This window comes from Flavobacterium sp. LC2016-12 (genome assembly GCF_015351595.1).
Classification (GTDB): domain Bacteria; phylum Bacteroidota; class Bacteroidia; order Flavobacteriales; family Flavobacteriaceae; genus Flavobacterium.
Window position 1 is genome coordinate 1 of the sequence record NZ_JADKPT010000016.1, and the last position, 17,500, is coordinate 17,500.

At 32.8% G+C, this 17,500-nt stretch carries 13 protein-coding genes; 10 read left to right on the forward strand and 3 right to left on the reverse strand.

Annotated elements, in window-relative coordinates:
• Positions 1-99: 99 nt before the first annotated feature.
• Positions 100-1,113 (reverse strand): LLM class flavin-dependent oxidoreductase, encoded by a 1,014-nt coding sequence (locus IRZ99_RS19415; RefSeq protein ID WP_194658976.1) that lies wholly within the window; start codon positions 1,111-1,113, stop codon positions 100-102.
• Between the two features lie 173 nt (positions 1,114-1,286).
• On the opposite strand from IRZ99_RS19415, the gene IRZ99_RS19420 reads away from it, so the two are divergent.
• The 4 genes from IRZ99_RS19420 to IRZ99_RS19435 all read left to right on the forward strand — a co-directional run bounded on the left by IRZ99_RS19420 (position 1,287) and on the right by IRZ99_RS19435 (position 6,555).
• The gene (locus tag IRZ99_RS19420) at positions 1,287-1,802 is read left to right on the forward strand and encodes a DUF2975 domain-containing protein (protein ID WP_194658978.1); all 516 of its coding nucleotides are present in this window, start codon (positions 1,287-1,289) and stop codon (positions 1,800-1,802) included.
• 2 nt (positions 1,803-1,804) lie between these two features.
• Positions 1,805-2,011, forward strand: coding sequence for a helix-turn-helix transcriptional regulator (locus IRZ99_RS19425; protein WP_072975024.1), 207 nt, complete (start codon positions 1,805-1,807; stop codon positions 2,009-2,011).
• A 118-nt stretch (positions 2,012-2,129) separates the two neighbouring features.
• A complete protein-coding gene (locus IRZ99_RS19430; protein ID WP_194658980.1) occupies positions 2,130-3,014 on the forward strand; it encodes an ABC transporter ATP-binding protein in 885 nt (294 codons plus the stop codon).
• 4 nt (positions 3,015-3,018) lie between these two features.
• The gene (locus IRZ99_RS19435) at positions 3,019-6,555 is read left to right on the forward strand and encodes a M1 family aminopeptidase (protein ID WP_194658982.1); all 3,537 of its coding nucleotides are present in this window, start codon (positions 3,019-3,021) and stop codon (positions 6,553-6,555) included.
• A 39-nt stretch (positions 6,556-6,594) separates the two neighbouring features.
• Here the strand turns inward: IRZ99_RS19435 and IRZ99_RS19440 are convergent, their stop codons facing one another.
• Entirely contained in the window at positions 6,595-7,830 is a 1,236-nt protein-coding gene (locus tag IRZ99_RS19440; protein ID WP_194658984.1) for a polysaccharide deacetylase family protein, read from the reverse strand.
• 212 nt (positions 7,831-8,042) lie between these two features.
• On the opposite strand from IRZ99_RS19440, the gene IRZ99_RS19445 reads away from it, so the two are divergent.
• Positions 8,043-8,828 (forward strand): alpha/beta hydrolase, encoded by a 786-nt coding sequence (locus IRZ99_RS19445; RefSeq protein ID WP_194658986.1) that lies wholly within the window; start codon positions 8,043-8,045, stop codon positions 8,826-8,828.
• Here the strand turns inward: IRZ99_RS19445 and IRZ99_RS19450 are convergent.
• Positions 8,825-10,798, reverse strand: a complete 1,974-nt coding sequence (locus IRZ99_RS19450; RefSeq protein WP_194658988.1) for a sigma 54-interacting response regulator — start codon at positions 10,796-10,798, stop codon at positions 8,825-8,827. The two genes, IRZ99_RS19445 and IRZ99_RS19450, sit on opposite strands and share 4 nt — an antisense overlap.
• Before the next feature lie 197 nt (positions 10,799-10,995).
• Here IRZ99_RS19450 and IRZ99_RS19455 point away from each other — a divergent pair, with 197 nt between their 5' ends.
• From IRZ99_RS19455 to kdpA, 5 genes are all read left to right on the forward strand, one after another.
• A complete protein-coding gene (locus IRZ99_RS19455; RefSeq protein WP_194658990.1) occupies positions 10,996-13,437 on the forward strand; it encodes a sensor histidine kinase in 2,442 nt (813 codons plus the stop codon).
• A gap of 51 nt (positions 13,438-13,488) precedes the next feature.
• Positions 13,489-14,829, forward strand: coding sequence for a sigma-54 dependent transcriptional regulator (locus IRZ99_RS19460; protein WP_194658992.1), 1,341 nt, complete (start codon positions 13,489-13,491; stop codon positions 14,827-14,829).
• Between the two features lie 264 nt (positions 14,830-15,093).
• Positions 15,094-15,375, forward strand: coding sequence for a hypothetical protein (locus IRZ99_RS19465; RefSeq protein WP_194658994.1), 282 nt, complete (start codon positions 15,094-15,096; stop codon positions 15,373-15,375).
• A gap of 167 nt (positions 15,376-15,542) precedes the next feature.
• Positions 15,543-15,620 (forward strand): K(+)-transporting ATPase subunit F, encoded by a 78-nt coding sequence (kdpF, locus tag IRZ99_RS19470; RefSeq protein ID WP_133527276.1) that lies wholly within the window; start codon positions 15,543-15,545, stop codon positions 15,618-15,620.
• A 130-nt stretch (positions 15,621-15,750) separates the two neighbouring features.
• Positions 15,751-17,472, forward strand: coding sequence for a potassium-transporting ATPase subunit KdpA (kdpA, locus tag IRZ99_RS19475; protein WP_194658996.1), 1,722 nt, complete (start codon positions 15,751-15,753; stop codon positions 17,470-17,472).
• Positions 17,473-17,500 lie beyond the last annotated feature (28 nt).

Below are 17,500 nucleotides of genomic sequence, written 5' to 3' on the forward strand. Positions count from 1 at the left end.
GTCCTTATATATATATGTATAAAAACAAACCCGACAGTTTTTGTAAAACTGTCGGGTCGATCTAAAATGTACCTTATATATAATAGTAGAAAAATGTACTTATATATGTATACTATTTAAACTATCAATAACCTCTTTGGTAATTTGTATACTTTTTAGCTTTGCCTGATGATCATAGATTGGACTTGTAACCATTAGTTCATCTATTTGAGCGTAGTTAATAAACTTTTTAAGATCGATTTCTAATTGCTCTTTATTTCCTGTGAACGTACAAGCGGTCATTTGATTGACATGAAAACGTTCTTCTTCGCCCATGATATCATCCAATGACGGAACCGGCGGCTGCAGACCTTTACGATCATTTCGTATTAGGTTTAAAAACATTTGATATAAACTGGTTGAAAGAAATTCAGCCTCTTCATTTGTGTCTGCAGCAATAATATTAACGCAGGCCATTGTTTTTGGTTTGTCTAAAACCGTTGATGGCTGGAAATTTTCGCGATAGAATTCAAATGCCTGAATCATTTGTCGTGGTGCAAAATGTCCGGCAAACGCATACGGCAATCCATAAGCAGCGGCCAAGGCAGCACTTTCCATACTTGAACCTAAAATCCAGATGGGTATATTTTTACCTTCGGCTGGAAAAGCGCGAACTTTTGCTGTCGCATTCTCTTCAGAAAAATAATCCTGAAGTTTGGTTACATTTTGAGGGAATCTTTGCGCCTGCTCAAAAAAGTCTTTTCGAATGGCTTCGGCAGTTGGCTGATCTGTTCCGGGTGCTCTACCTAAGCCTAAATCAATTCGGTTTGGATAAAGTGTTTCCAAGGTTCCAAACTGTTCTGCTACTACTAAAGGAGAATGATTGGGTAACATTATTCCACCAGAACCTACCCGAATATTTTTAGTGTGACCAGCAATATATCCTATTAAAACAACTGTAGCCGTACTCGCAACGTGTGCCATATTATGATGTTCGGCCAGCCAAAAACGCTTATAACCTAAATTATCAGCCAGTTGTGCTATATCTTTTGTTTTTTGAAATGTTTCGGTTGCGTTACTATCCTGAGTAATAATAGCGAGTTCTAATATGGAGATTGAAATTGGATTTTTCATATATATTTTTACTTTCTACAAAATTACTTCATTTATACTGATGCCTTTTATTTTGCAGTGTTAAGAGAATTATAATATTTCCCTTGTGATAAAAAAATACAAAAAATGATAATTAATTATTGTTTTACGATAATTAATTATACATTTGCGATATAATTCTAACTTTACATTAAATGAAAACCACTCATATCGTATCCAGAGTTTTATTTTATTTTACACGATTTTTGTCTGTTGTATATTTTGGACTGGCAAGCTACTCTCTTCTAACATTAATTACAGGCTGGAGCTTAACTTTTAAAGACGGTGGAAAATATTTTCAGGTTTGTTATCCCTTTACTACACATCCGGTAATGCTTGGTGATTATAATCTCCCGTATATTCTTTTTGATTTTTTAGCTCCTCTGAGTCTTTATGGACTTTTCTTTTTATTAAGCAGTAATGTTTTTAAACTTTTTTATCAGCCAAAATTATTTACTCAAAATGGCATCCAGCATTTAAGGCGTTTTTATTTATGCAATTTGCTTATTCCAAGTATTGTGCTGTTTATTGCTTTCTTTTTTGTGCCGCTTGACAATGAAGTCTCTATTTTTATAGTATTGCATGGAATGCTGGGTGTTTTTGCTTATTTTCTTGCTGCAATTTTTAAACAGGGGCTAAACCTTCAGAACGAACAAGACTTATTTATATAACTATGCCAATAATTGTAAATGTTGATGTAATGCTTGCCAAACGCAAGATGCAAAGTAAAGAATTGGCAGAAAAACTTGAAATAACTCCTGCTAATTTATCGATACTTAAAACTGGTAAAGCGAAAGGAATCAGATTTGATACCCTGGAAGCCATTTGTAAAATCTTGGACTGCCAGCCTGGCGATATTCTGGAGTATGTAAGCGAATAGCGCTCTTTTAAATCTAAATCTTATTGACATAAAAATCGGCTTTTATAGGCTGACTGGCATTCTATTGCCTATTTTTTCCCAAAATCATCATTATATAATCATCTAAATCAATCAAAAAATGAACAGTTTATCAATCAAAAATCTCAGTAAAACTTACGAGAACGGCGTTAAAGCAATTGACAATTTATCGCTTGAAATCGGGAATGGAATGTTTGGATTACTAGGTCCAAACGGTGCAGGAAAATCTACTTTGATGCGAACTATCGCTGCTTTACAGGAACCAACATCTGGAATAATTGAATTTAACGGAATCAATATTCTGGAAAACCCAATGTTTATTCGGGAAAATCTAGGTTATCTTCCGCAGGAATTTGGTGTTTATCCAAAAATCTCCGCTTATCGTCTTTTGGATCATTTGGCAATTTTAAAAGGTATTGTCAACAAAAAAGAAAGACATGACCAGATTTTGAATTTATTAAACCAAACCAATTTACTACAGCATAAGGACAAAGCGGTACATTCTTTTTCTGGAGGTATGCGCCAGCGCTTTGGAATTGCACAAGCTTTGTTGGGAAATCCCAAAATTATTATTGTCGATGAACCAACTGCCGGACTTGATCCTGAAGAAAGAAACCGTTTTAATAATCTTTTGAGTGAAATAGGCGAAAGTATAATTGTGCTTTTATCAACTCATATTGTCGAAGATGTACGTGATTTATGCACTAAAATGGCCATAATCTTTAACGGAAAATTGATTTTAGAAGGAAATCCAAATGAAGAGATAGATTCTTTAAAAGACCAAATTTGGATGAAAGCCATTCATAAAAATGAACTGAAGGACTATAAAAACAACTTCAACATTATTTCATCTCATTTGAATTCTGGAAAACTCAATATTCATGTTTTCTCTGATCAACGTCCTGATTCTGGATTCGATTTAATTTCTCCTGATTTAAGTGATGTTTATTTCAATGTTTTATCGCAAAATCAACTCAAAAAATAGTCCTATGTTTTCTAAATTACTTCAATTTGAATGGCATAACAATACCAGAAACTGGACTTTTTATGCATCTTTTATTCTGTATCTGATATTTGGCTTTTTTGTGAGTGCTTTTGCCAATTTCTCTTTTTCCGGTGCTTATAAAAATAGCCCTTATGTTTTAACATACGCAATAGGTCTGATTTCATTGACTACCATATTTTCGATTACCCTACAAGTTGCACAAAGTTTTTTGAAGGAATACGAAACTAAATTTGATGCCATTATTTTCACCGCTCCAATTTCAAAATTCAAATATTTGGCAAGCAAATTTATTACTGCCTTTGCAATTGCTGCACTTTCCTTTTTGATGTTTATCTTAGGGATGATCTTTGGTCATCAGATGTCATGGCTTTCAAAAGACGAAATTGGTTCTTTCGAACTAATCAACTATTTCTGGCCTTACCTTGTAATTGTTTTGCCCAACATTTTTCTATGCCTTTCGATATTAACCGCTCTGGCGTGGACAACGCGAAGCAAATTGATGATATATGTTGGTGGCTTCTTAATTTACATCTTATATATTGCAGGATCTCTGTTTTCTAACTCTCCTATTTTTGCGAATGCTTCTCCATCATCAGCCACGCAAATGTCTTTTGCTGCAAAAATAGATCCGTTTGGTTTAGCGGCTTTTTTAGAACAAACAAGATATTGGACGTCTATTGAAAAGAACAGCAATTTACTTTTATTGAACGGTAATTTTTTAGTCAACCGAATACTATGGCTGTGTATTTCTCTTCTTTTAGTTTTTATTTCTTATAAAGTTTTTTCCTTTAGAAAATCGAAAACCAAAAAAAGCAAGTCCAAAAAAGTAGAAATTGGCAGCATTTCTTTTTCTGCGGAAGCGCCAAAACAAATAGAATTTAGAACTTTGAAACATAATGTAGCTGTTTTAAAAAGCAATATCAAAATGGATATCTTTTTAATTGTAAAAGGAATTCCATTTATCCTGATTCTTCTTTTATTTTCAGGACTCTTATTAATTGAAATTTCAGATGAAATTGATGGTGGAATTCGACTAGCGGAAAATATAACCAATACTGCTTTAATGATCAGCACGATAATGGATCGTTTGCCTTTCATTTTAATCCTGATAATTCTTTTTTACAGCAGCGAATTAGTAAACAGAAGCGAGAATTCAAAATTTGATATGCTTGAAGACTCAACGCCTTATTCGCAAATAATGGTTTTGATTGCAAAATTGATTTCACTTTTCTCTATTGCATTAATTATCATTGGCGTTTCTATTTTAATAGGATGCAGTTTTCAAATCATTAATGCAAATGCTCTAATTGAATTTGGATTGTATTTTTCGATGCTTTATTATCTCGGACTTCCTATTTTACTTATTTCTATTTTAATTGTTTTTATTCAAACTCTCATCAAAAACAAATATTTAGGGCTTTCGGTTGCAACACTTACGGTTGTTTTAATTAGCTCCGGAATTGGGGATCAATTAGGAATTTCACATCCCTTATTAAGATTTGGCGACGCTTTTAAAAGGGAATATTTTGATTTGAATGGTTTTGGTAAATATACTTTTTCATTTCACATTTCGATATTATACAACATTGGTTTAGCATTAATTCTAATAGTATCTACATCTATTTTATGGAAACGAAATACCTCTGTTTTTAAATCATTTCGACGAAATTCGTTTAATGCGATTCAAAAAGCTATTTTCATTTTGGGAACTCTTCTTTTTATTGGTTTTGGAAGTTATCTTTTTTACAAAACAAATATTGAATATCCCTATATAACCCAAGAAGATCAAAATAATTGGAGCGAACAATACGAACTGAAGCTTAAAAAATATGCTGACTTAACACAGCCGACCATCACGGCCCTGAAAAGTAAGGTAGATTTATTTCCAGATGAAAATCGTTATGAAGTTTCCGGATCGTATGAATTAATCAATAATTCAGAAAAAGCGATTGATAGTTTACTCCTATATATAGATCGAAATTCGAAACTGACTTCTATTAAAATTCAAAATGCCGAAAAATTAGATGATGTTTCACAATTCAATCATTATTGGTATCGTTTAGCAAAACCTTTGAAACCCCGGCAGAAATTAAAAATGAGTTTCTCGCTTCAATCTTCATGGTCGCCGTTTAAAGGACATACCGCTTTTAATTCTATAATCGAAAATGGTTCTTTTATGAGAATCAGCCGTTACTTTCCAATTTTTGGTTATCAGGTTTCGAATGAAATTAAAAGCAAAAAAGAACGTAAAAAAAGACATTTAACAGCTCAGAATCCGCTTAAAAAATTAGAAGATAAAACGATAATTCCATATGATTTTATTGATTATGATGCAGTCGTTTCAACATCAAAAACCCAAACTGCAATTGGTGTGGGAGATTTAATTGGAAAATGGAAAAAAGGAGATCGCAATTATTTTCATTATAAATCAAATGGGAAAATTCCGTTTCGTTTTGCTTTCGCTTCCGCGGAATATCAAATTAAAAAGATTCTTTATAAAGGAATTTCTATTGAAGTTTATTACGACAAAAGACATTCCCGAAATATCGAAAAACTAATAAGTGGTATTCAAAACACGATAGATTATTGCCAGACCAATTTTGGGAAATATCCTTATAAAACTATTCGTTATGCCGAAGTCTCCGCTTTCGCCGATGGGTTTGCCGCGACTTCCTATCCGTCAACGGTTTTCATGAAAGAGAATTTTGGTTTTTACAGCGATTTGTCAAATAAAGATAAAGAAGATGTTATCAATCAATTGACAGCTCATGAATTGTCGCACGAATGGTGGGGAAATGCCCAAATTGCTCCGGAACAAAAGGAAGGAAGCTGGATTTTGACCGAAACCCTGGCACAATATACCGAGTTGATGTTATATGAAAAAGAACACGGTTTGGAAAAAGCTTTGCAAACTTTAAAAATTCATTTAGATTTATATTTAAGCGCCAGAAGTTACGATCCGGAAACTTCTTTATATAAAACAAATTACGAAACACCGCATTTGCCGTACGACAAAGGAATGCTTGTTATGCATCAATTAAGACTTTTAATTGGAGAAGAAAAAGTGAATCAGGCTTTGAAAAATTTTCTGAATCATTATAAATATCCGAATAAAAGTCCGGACTCGGAAGATTTATTAATGGAAATTTATGCTGTAACAGATCCTAAACTGCATTGGAAATTAGATGAAATGTTCAAGAAGATTATTACTTATTCTTCAAAAATCGTTTCAGTTGAAAGTCATAAAAAGAATGGATTTTATGAAATTACATTTAAAGTTAATTCTGAAAAATATACTGAAAATGCCGTTGGAAAACGAAAATTAATTGACAATGACAAGATAATTGACATTGGTATCTATGATGAAAACGGAAAATTATTTTGTTATCCTTTTCCTCTAAAAAACAATAACACTCAAGGAAAAATTAAAATCAAAACCAAACCTCAACTAATTGTTGTAGATCCTTATTTAAAAAATATCGACACTTTTATTAAAGACAACGAAAAGGAAATCAACTAAAAAAAGGGCTCTAATAAGTAGAGCCCTTTTCAATACTTTTTATTTCAATTGAATTGTAATCAATTTATGTTTCGTTTTTCCATCATCAGTAATTTTAAAATCTGTTTGCTTCGATTCAATTTCAAATTTTGAATTTGAATCAACAAATAATGAAATATCTCTGTAACGAAAGGTTTCCGGAATTTCAGGAACCTCAATTGTTATTGTGCCTTCTTTTCCATTTTGTACATAATTAATTTTAATTCGATCGCGAATCCAGATATATTCATAAACTTCCTGCCACGGCGCCATCCATATTGAATCGTTTCCGTTTGCACCATATTTATTGGCAATTGTTGTCATATAATATTTGAAATCTGGAAAACGCATACTTAAATTCCACAAATTTGAATTTCCGACACCGTGTGTGAATTCGTTGTACCAAATGGGTCCTGATAATTTTGTAACTGAATCAAAAGTAGCTAGAAAACGATCCATGGTTTTAAATCCGATTGTATCTTGGGAACTTTGAACAAAAGTTCGCGCATAAATCATTTTATCTAAATTTACTTTATTATCAACTTTAATAACGGGTCCATCACCAGCATAAGAGGCTACTGAAAAAGAACCATTTGTCAAAGCATCTCTTTCATATTCTAAATGATATCCCGGATCACTTTCTCCGCCAGGAACTACAAAATGTGACATTGTAAATCCTAAATTTTGTTGTATAGAAGTTGTATTTTCCGTTACTTCAGTCAGGAAATTAGTTCCGTGTTTCGTCGCATGATGAAAACCGTGATTTAAAATATCCCAGCCAGCATTGTATAACTCCCTTACTTCTGGCCATGAAAGATGTCCACGATTTGCAGGTAAATCTCCAATAGCTCCACCGTTAATTGCCAAACCAAACTTAAACGGAATTTTATTCCCTAAACCATCTGAGTAAAAAAGCCCTTTTGAAGTTGTTCCATCTCCTCCTTGATCGTTTTTCCATTCGTTTATCATTGATGAACTTATTTTGCCTCCATTAAATAATGGGAAAGCAGTTAAATAAGCCGATCTATAACCATCATCAACCGTGAAACTATAGGCTAAATGTTTGTTGAATTTTAAATCTGCAGCCTGAATTTTCACTTTCTCGGCTGATTTCAGTTTTATTTTAAAAGATATGATTTTCGTTTTTGATGAATCTACTTTTGAAATAACATTGTGGCTAAAACAACATGAAGCCGAATAGATTGTAAAAACGAAAATGAATAAAAATGCTTTTATTCTGACTTGTGTTATTTTCATTTGAAAGATCTGATTTAGAGTTTTTAAAGATACTCTTCTTTAAAAAAAATCTCATTTAAAAAATGATATTTCAATAGTTTAAAAACATATTTAACGATATATAAATAGCTATTATCGCACAAACAATAAACAAACCTTTAATAATCAACGCTTTACAAACAAGGTATGTGGTTTGTTATTTATTAGACTGCCAAACTTAAAACTGTCTTATTATGTACCTATCTAATACAAAAACGATTGTGTTTATTACAGGAGCATTTGTAAGCCATTCTTGTTGGGAAGAATGGATTGTTTTTTTTGACGATAAAGGATATAAAACAGTTGCGCCACCGTGGCCACATAAAAATGAAGTGCCGGAAATTTTAAGAAAGGAACATCCAAATTCTAAAATAGCAACATTACGGTTATCAATTTTAATTGATTATTACACTGAAATTATAGAAAAACTTCCCGAAAAACCCATTTTAATTGGACACTCTTACGGAGGATTATTGACCCAATTATTAGTTCAGAGAGAATTAGCTTCAGCCGGAATATGTATTCATTCAGTTCCTCCACAGGGAATTTACACGTCGAGATTTTCCTTTTACAAAGCAGTTTGGAAACCTTTAGGATATTTTACATCCACAGAAAAAACGTATTTAATGACGTTTAAAGAATGGCAATTTGCCTTTACAAACGCAATGTCTTTTGAAGAGCAAAAAGAATCGTATGAAAAATTAGTAATTCCCGAATCTAAACTTGCTATGCGCGACGCATTAACCAGTACAGCCAAAATTAATTTTAAAAAAATACATGTTCCATTGCTGTTTTTATCAGGTTCTGACGATAATATTATTCCGTCGTCACTTAATTATTCCAACTTTAAAAAGTATAGAAACATTCATTCCATTACTTGTTATAAGGAATTCAAGCATCATAACCATTTTGTCTTAGGGCAAATTGACTGGAAAGAAGGAGCCGAATTTATTGCCAATTGGCTGGAAAAAATCAATTAATTTAATTCTCTTTTAATTTCTAGTTTTTTGATTTTTGAATTTAAAGTAGAAGGATGAATGTCTAAAATCTCTGCTGCACCTCCAATTCCAGAAATTTTTCCGTTACATTTTTTCAGAATATACAATATATAATCTCTTTCGTTTTCCAGAATGGTTTTTATAGAAAACGATTCACTGGCTTGTTCTGCATGCATTTTTGAAGATGTCGAAAGTTCGATTTCTTTGATTGTATTTCCGTCAGTTAATAAAATGGCACGTTGGATTACGTGTTCTAATTCTCTAATATTTCCCGGCCAATTGTAATTTATAATTTGCTGCAAAGCAAAATCGGAAAGATTTGGTGCTTTTCGGCCCATTTTCTCGCTGTATACTTTTATAAAATGATGTGCTAAGTCATGAATATCTTCTTTTCGTTTTTTTAATGATGGAACTAAAATTGGAAAAACATGCAAACGATAATACAAATCCATTCTGAATCTTCCGGCTGCAACTTCTTCTTCAAGATTTTTATTAGTTGCGGCTATAATTCTAACATCAATTTTCATCGAAGATCTTCCACCAATGCGTTCAATTTCTCTTTCCTGCAAAACACGTAGCAATTTCACCTGAAGTTCCAGAGGCATCTCTCCTATTTCATCCAGAAAAATGGTACCTCCGTCAGCCAATTCAAATTTACCGATTCGCTTTTCTACTGCACCTGTAAAAGCTCCTTTTTCATGACCAAAAAGCAAGGATTCAGCCAGGTTTTCAGGAATCGCACCACAGTTGATAATAATCAATGGTTTGTCTTTTCTTGGTGATAAAGCATGAATACTTTGCGCTATTTTCTCTTTTCCTGTACCACTTTCACCTAAAACCAAAACTGATGTATCTGATGGCGCCACTTTTCTAATGTAATCAAAAACGGTAATCATTTGCGGACTATTACCAATAATACCTTCAAAACCAATTGATTTATGCAACGGTTTTACTTCTTTAGTAATAGCTTCTTTTTGGTCTGCCCCAGAAACTGTTGTTGGATACATTTTGGTAACAAATTGCGCAAATGTGTTTTCGAGATTCGACAAAATTTTTAAATTTTCTGCGGAGTAAACATTAAAATTTCTGCTATAGAAAGTAAAATAAAATCTTTGAATTGTTTCAATTGGAACCGGAAATACCAAGTATGATTTAATTCCGAAATTATGCGAAATCAGGCTTTTTATTGGCGCTACCTGAAAATTATTTATTAAAGATTCTTCACTATAGATTACAGGTTCTACATCTATTTTCGATTTTTTATAGGTTTCATTTAATTCCTTAATTGAAATATCTGCTATTTTAGAGAACTTTTCTGCGCTGATGATTTGATAATCGTCTATATTTCTACGCATGATTCCGAGATTCGCATAATGAGTAGTGTTCGCAAAACCAACTTCTGCATAATCAAACGAAATATAATTTTGTATCATTCTTCCGAATGCTAATAATGCGTTTTCCCATTTAAGATTTGAATTTAAAATCTCATTCATATCTTTTTGCAACTGCATTTGCTGCATTAATTGCGATTCTAAACTATATTCCTGACGGTAAAAAGCGATTTCAAGAGTGGTTAAAACATCTTGTTCTCTAAAAGGTTTTACTATAAATCCGTACGGTTGTGTAATTTTCGCCTGATCTAAAATATTTTTACTTGAATTAGCTGATATAAATATAAAACCAATATAATTTTCCTTGAGAATTTGGGCTAATTCTATTCCGTTACGATTTCCTTTCAGCATGATATCCAGAAAAACTAAATCCGGTTTTTCAATCTCAATTTGTTCCAAAGCCTGATCAACTGAACGTGCAATTCCCATCACTTCATAATTTGCCTTTTCTAGAATTAATTGCAAATCATGTGCTTCAATAAATTGATCTTCAACGATTAAAATTCGTTTTTTTAAAGTGGTTTCAGAGGATTTGAGGTGTTGGTCAAAAACCGTTTCCATAAATGTGGTATTTTTAGTATTATAACTAGCGTAATAGATTGGTATAAAATTAGTTAATTATTAGAACTAAAACAGGAAAAATTCAAAATTTAAATCAAAAAAAATATCTTTTATGTGAATTTTCCTGATATTATTCTAAAGAACCATAAACCTTTATTTCTATATTTGTTTACCAATAATCTAATCTCCAAGCCAATATGAAACAATTGTATTCTATCTCTTTTTTATTGTTAATTGTATTGCAATCTTACTCGCAAATTTCGCCTTCTATTGCCAAATATGATTTAAAGAAAAAAAGGCTACTCATACAATGCTCGTCAATATATCTATATAATGCCAATCAAGGTGCTATCGATGTAGACAGTTCTGTGGTTTTGGCCTGCAAAGCTTATAAGCTACCTGTTTCTTTAGCTTATGACGAAGGTTTTAACGATGGCTCGAGTTTAATTGGAAATGATTTGATTGACAAAGGAAATACCAATTCTGCCATTCGTCTTTTAGCAAAAACAAAAAATGAAGACCGCATTAAATTACTCTTTCAACTTGGAAACTTTTTTCTTTTCAAACCCGGAACGAAACCAGAAGATTTACAAAATGCTTCCTTATATATTAAGCAGGCCGTTGATTTGAGTAATCAGCTTAAAATAAAAAAATGGCAGTATCAAAGTTCCTTACTATTAGGTAAATATTGTTTTCAGGCCAATAATCAAATTGAAGGTAAAAACTATTTTTTGCATGTTATAAGCGAATGCCGAAAAGCAAACGACAAAAGTGGCCTTGCTGATGCTCTGGATGCGTACGCAACACTCTTGTCAAATTTAGATCCTGAGAAAGAAAAAATGCTGCAGGAAGCTGTTTCTCTTTATGCAGCTCTAGGACTAGAAGAAAAAAGGATAGAGTCTTATATGAAAATTACGACTATCTGTTTTTGGACAGGAAGAATCAATGAAGCTGAAAAAAGACTTTATCAAAATTTAATCGATTTACGAAAAATTAATTTCACGCATCAGCAATTTGCAGAAACCACAATAGTTTATATTAACTTGTATCAGCACAATATGAAAAGTGCTATGTATTATGCGCTAAAAAGCGTAAAAAGAATGGAAGCCCAGAAGGACTACACTTTTGGAGATATTTTCTATATGCGATTAGGTGATGTTTATAATTTTATAGGCCATAGTGAAGAAGCATTAGAACTATATAAAAAAAGTATCGAAATTGGACAGCAAACCTTAGATAGCGGTACTTGGTATAAAAGTTTTTATGGTGCTGTTGCTGCTTTATCAATAAAAGGAAAAAATAAAGAAGCCATTGCCTACATAAATTCGCTAACAGCAAAATATCCACCAAAAACTACTTTTGATAAGATGTCTGTGGCATATATAAAAGCCAATTGTTACGAGGCACTTAAAGATAATGTTCGAGCTGAAAAGTATTTTAATGAAACGGATTATTATGCCAAACAATTAAATACTCCTGAAACCTTTAGGGAACTTGCCCACCAATATACCATGATGTCTTTATTTTATATCAATATAAATAAAGTTCAGAAAGCTAAATTGTATACAGATAAAATATTTGCACTTTTTAAAATCAATAAGGCAACTTATAATTCAGAAGCATTTCAGCGTTTATTATACAAAATTGACTCTATTAATGGCAATTATAAAGGTTCATTAGACCACTTTAAAAATTTTAAAAGAATAAGCGATTCAATTAATGGGACTGCTAAAAACAAACAAATTGAAGAATTGAAAATAGCTTATGAAACCAAAAATAAAGAACAGAAAATTGCGCTTTTAAACGAGCAGTCTAAACTTCAGGAAAGTGAATTACAAAAATCAAAACTCTTAAATAATTTAGCGATTGGGAGTTTGATTTTGCTATTAATTACGATTGGCTTGCTTTACAATCGTTATCGCTTAAAACAGCGAAATCATGCTAAATTAGAATTAAAAGAAAAAGAAATCAATCAAAAAAACCTCAACCTAAGACATTTATTAGATGAGAAAGAATGGCTTTTGAAAGAGATTCATCATCGAGTAAAAAACAATCTTCAAACCGTAATTAGTCTGCTGAATTCGCAATCTGCTTATTTGGATAATGACATGGCTTTATCAGCTATAAAAAACAGTCAGCACAGGATTCATTCGATGTCATTGATTCATCAAAAATTATATAATTCTGAGAATATTGCGACGATTAATATGCCGAATTATATCAGAGAATTGGTCGAATATTTAAAAGATTCGTTTTCGCTTGGACAGAGAATTCGTTTTGAGGTAAAAATTGACCCTTTAGAATTAGATGTTGCACAGGCTGTACCACTTGGTCTTATTTTGAATGAAGCTATTACAAATTCCATAAAATATGCTTTCCCAAATGATCTAACCGGAATGATTTTCATTAAACTTGAAACACTTGAAGAAAACCGCTACTTGCTGACAATTTCAGATAATGGAATTGGAGCCGAAACTGATTTTACTGATCAAAAAGCGAACTCATTCGGAATGAGTCTGATAAAGGGTTTAAGTGATGATTTGGAAGCAAAATTTACAATGGAAAATAATAATGGAACTATTTTAAAAATTGAATTTTCAAGAGAATTTCCGATAAATCAAAAAAGGCAAATGATTTAAAACCTAAATTTGTATCACGAAAATAAATTTCGATTCTAGCCTTTCCCTCAAATGACACACAAAATTTTAATTATAGACGACGAAGAAAAACTTAGAAGTCTTCTGGCACGTATTATAAAATCGGAAGGATTTGAAGTTTTTGAAGCCAAAGATTTAAAATCAGGTTTTAAGAAACTAGAACAAACTGATATTGAAGTCGTTCTGTGTGATGTAAAATTACCTGACGGAAATGGTGTTGATTTCGTTCAGAATATAAAAAGCAGTTTTCCTTTTGTAGAAGTTGTTTTACTTACTGCTTTCGGAAATATTCCTGACGGCGTACAAGCCATGAAAAACGGCGCTTTTGATTATATTGTAAAAGGCGATGACAACGATAAAATTATTCCGCTTCTTTATAAAGCTGTCGAAAAAGTACAATTGCAGAAAAAAGTACAGCAACTCGAAAAACGTATTGGAGATAAATATTCTTTTAATACCATTATTGGAAAATCTAAAGGAATCGAACAAGTTATTGATTTAGCCCAAAAAGTAGCCAAAACAGATTCGACTGTTTTATTAACGGGTGAAACCGGAACCGGAAAAGAGGTTTTTGCACAGGCCATACATGAAAATAGTAATCGTGTTGGAAAATCTTTTGTGGCTTTGAACTGCAGTACTTTTAGCAAAGAAATTTTAGAAAGCGAACTTTTTGGTCACAAACAAGGTGCTTTTACCGGAGCTTTAAAAGATAAAAAAGGTTTTATTGAAGAAGCCAACGGCGGCACTTTATTCTTAGATGAAATTGGAGAAATGCCAATTGATCTTCAAGCCAAATTATTACGCGTTCTAGAAACTTCAGAATATATTCCTGTTGGCGATACGACTCCAAAAAAATCAAATTTCAGATTGATTGCTGCTACAAACCGTGATTTAAAAACAGAAAGTGATGAACATCGTTTTCGTTCGGACTTATATTTTCGATTGAATATTTTCGAAATCAAATTGCCGTCTTTGCGAGAAAGAATCAAAGATATTTCAGTATTGGCGCATTATTTCGTCAAACAGTTTTCTGAAAAAACGAATAAAAAAGCCTTAAATATTGCAGATGATTTTCTTCAGAAATTAGAAAATTATTCCTGGCCTGGAAATATCCGTGAACTTAAAAATATCATCGAAAGATCGGTTATTTTGAGTAATGGTGATACTTTAACCTCTGATGTTCTGCCTTACGAAATGCAACATCAACCTGAAAAAGCAACAAAATCGATGTCGGCTTTTTCTATGCAGAGTATTGAAAAGCTCCATATTCAGAAGGTTTTAAATTATACCAAAGGCAATAAAGCCGAGACAGCGCGATTGCTTGAAATTGGGATTGCGACGTTGTATAGGAAATTGGAGGAATATAACTTATAGAACGCCGTCCTGCAAGGTTTTCAAAACCTTGTAGGTCTAAATTTTAAATACTTTAAATATAATACCTACAAGGTTTTGAAAACCTTGCAGGAATCTGAAACAGACCTTATCATTTCAATAAAAGCTTATCATTTTGATAGGCTTTTTTTATGCCTGATTTTTGGCACAAAACTACATTCCTTTTATTGACAGCACTTTAGCTATACCTCAACTTTTTCGGAACATATTTTGGCATAAGGAGGAAGAACATAAAAATTCATTCTCATGAAAAATAAAGTAACCTCAATCTACAAACAAGCGGAACGCTTTGCCGAGATAACCAAAAAATCTATTATTTCTGGAAATATAGTTCGTGCAAAAAAATGTCTGGCACTTGCTGAACGCCTATTCATTAGCGGAAGCATCGAAACTAAAAATGCTATTTCTAATGTGTATGTTTTCTCCGTTTCTTCTTTTATGGAAGTACGTCACTGCAACATTTCACATCTTTTTCCACAAACGCTTAAAGCGGAATATATCAAGCAGATTAATGCTTCAGGCGTATAAAAATGTTTAATCGGTTTTTTGTTTAATCGTTTAATCGGATGACAATCTAAAATCTAAACTCTTAAATCTAAAATAACATTATGATCACTTTTCTTTTACTCGCATTGGCCGTTGTGCTTTTTGCCATTTGTTTTAAATCAGTTGAATTCTTTGAAAAAATCTAAATCATGATTGCACTATTTATTATTTCTATCGCTGTTTTTGGCTATTTGGTTTATGTATTAATCAAACCAGAAAAATTCTAAAAAAATGAAAAAGTCACAGTCAGGAAAAAAGCTACTATTATATGTTTTTGTGGCTTGGACATTAGCCTTTATAACGCTTATCGCGTTTTTGTAAAAGCCCCAATTTTAATTAATTTCTAACAAACAAAATATGAACACAGAGTTATTTGGTGTCATTAGCATTTTTATCATTTCGATAGTTTTAGCAATTCCGATAGGAAAATATATTGCTAAAGTTTATTTGGGAGATAAAACCCTTTTTGACCCGATTTTCAATCCAATTGAAAAATTTATTTTTAAAATCAGCGGAATTAATTCTACTGAAGAGATGAACTGGAAACAACATCTAAAAGCACTTTTGAGTGTAAATATGATTTGGTTCTTCCTTTGCTTTTTCATCTTATTGTTTCAAGGTTCCTTACCCCTTAATCCGGATAATAATCCATCTATGACGCCTGATTTGGCATTTAATACTGCTATTTCATTTCTAGTAAACTGTAATTTACAGCATTATTCAGGCGAGACCGGACTTTCTTATTTGTCACAAATAACTTTAATGTTCCTGCAATTTGTTTCCGCTGGTGTCGGAATGGCTGCCGCAGCAATGATTTTTACTGCAATGAAAGAAAGAACTACAGAAAAACTAGGAAATTTCTATAATTATTTCATCAAAAGTTGTACTCGTATTTTGTTGCCACTTTCAGCTATTGTAGCAGTTGCGCTATTATTTAGCGGAACTCCTATGACGTTTGAAGGAAAAGATACCATTACCACTTTACAAGGCGATTCAGTACAAGTTTCTCGCGGACCGGCAGCAGCTTTTATCGCTATCAAACATATCGGTACAAATGGTGGTGGATTTTTTGGAGCAAATTCAGCACATCCATTAGAAAACCCTACTTATTTTACTAATGCTGTTGAACTTTGGGCACAATTGATAGTTCCATTTGCGATGATTTTTGCTTTAGGTTTTTATCTAAAGAAAAAGAAACTAGCCTACGTAATCTTTGGCGTAATGACAGTTGGTTTTTTACTCCTTGTTATTCCGACTGTTGTCAGTGAACTTAACGGAAATCCAGCGATAGAAAAAATGGGAATTGCCCAGGCAACCGGGGCGATGGAAGGAAAAGAAGTTCGGTTTGGTCCAGCGATTTCCGGATTCTGGAGTATTGCTACAACCGTAATTTCTACAGGTTCGGTAAACAGTATGCACGATAGTTCTATGCCGATTTCCGGAGCGATGCAATTACTTGCTATGATGGTAAATGCCTTTTACGGAGGTTGTGGAGTTGGAATCCTGAATTTTTATGTATTCATTATTCTTGCTGTATTTATTTCCGGATTAATGGTAGGTCGAACTCCTGAATTTTTAGGAAAGAAAATCGAAGCTCGGGAAGTTAAAATTGCTGCTTTTATTGCGATTCTTCATCCTTTATTGATTTTAGCAGGAACAGCGATAGCTTCTTATTTTGCTGCGCATGATACTGCAATGGGCTACTGGTTTAGCGGCAACGCAACAGGCTGGCTGAACAATCCTGGCAATCACGGATTCTCAGAAATGTTATACGAATATACTTCGAGCGCTGCCAACAACGGTTCTGGCTTTGAAGGTTTAGGAGATAATAATCCGTTTTGGAATATCACTACAGGAATTGTGTTACTGTTAAGCCGTTTCATTCCGATTATTGGGCCATTGGCAATTGCCGGATTATTGGCTAATAAAAAATACATTCCGGAAAGCGCAGGGACTTTAAAAACTGACACAACAATTTTCGGAGTAATGGTTTTTGCCGTGATCGCAATTATTGCTGCCTTATCCTTCTTTCCAGCACTTGCTCTAGGTCCATTGGCTGAATATTTCACACTAAAATAAAAATGCTGAATATTTTAAACACATAGAA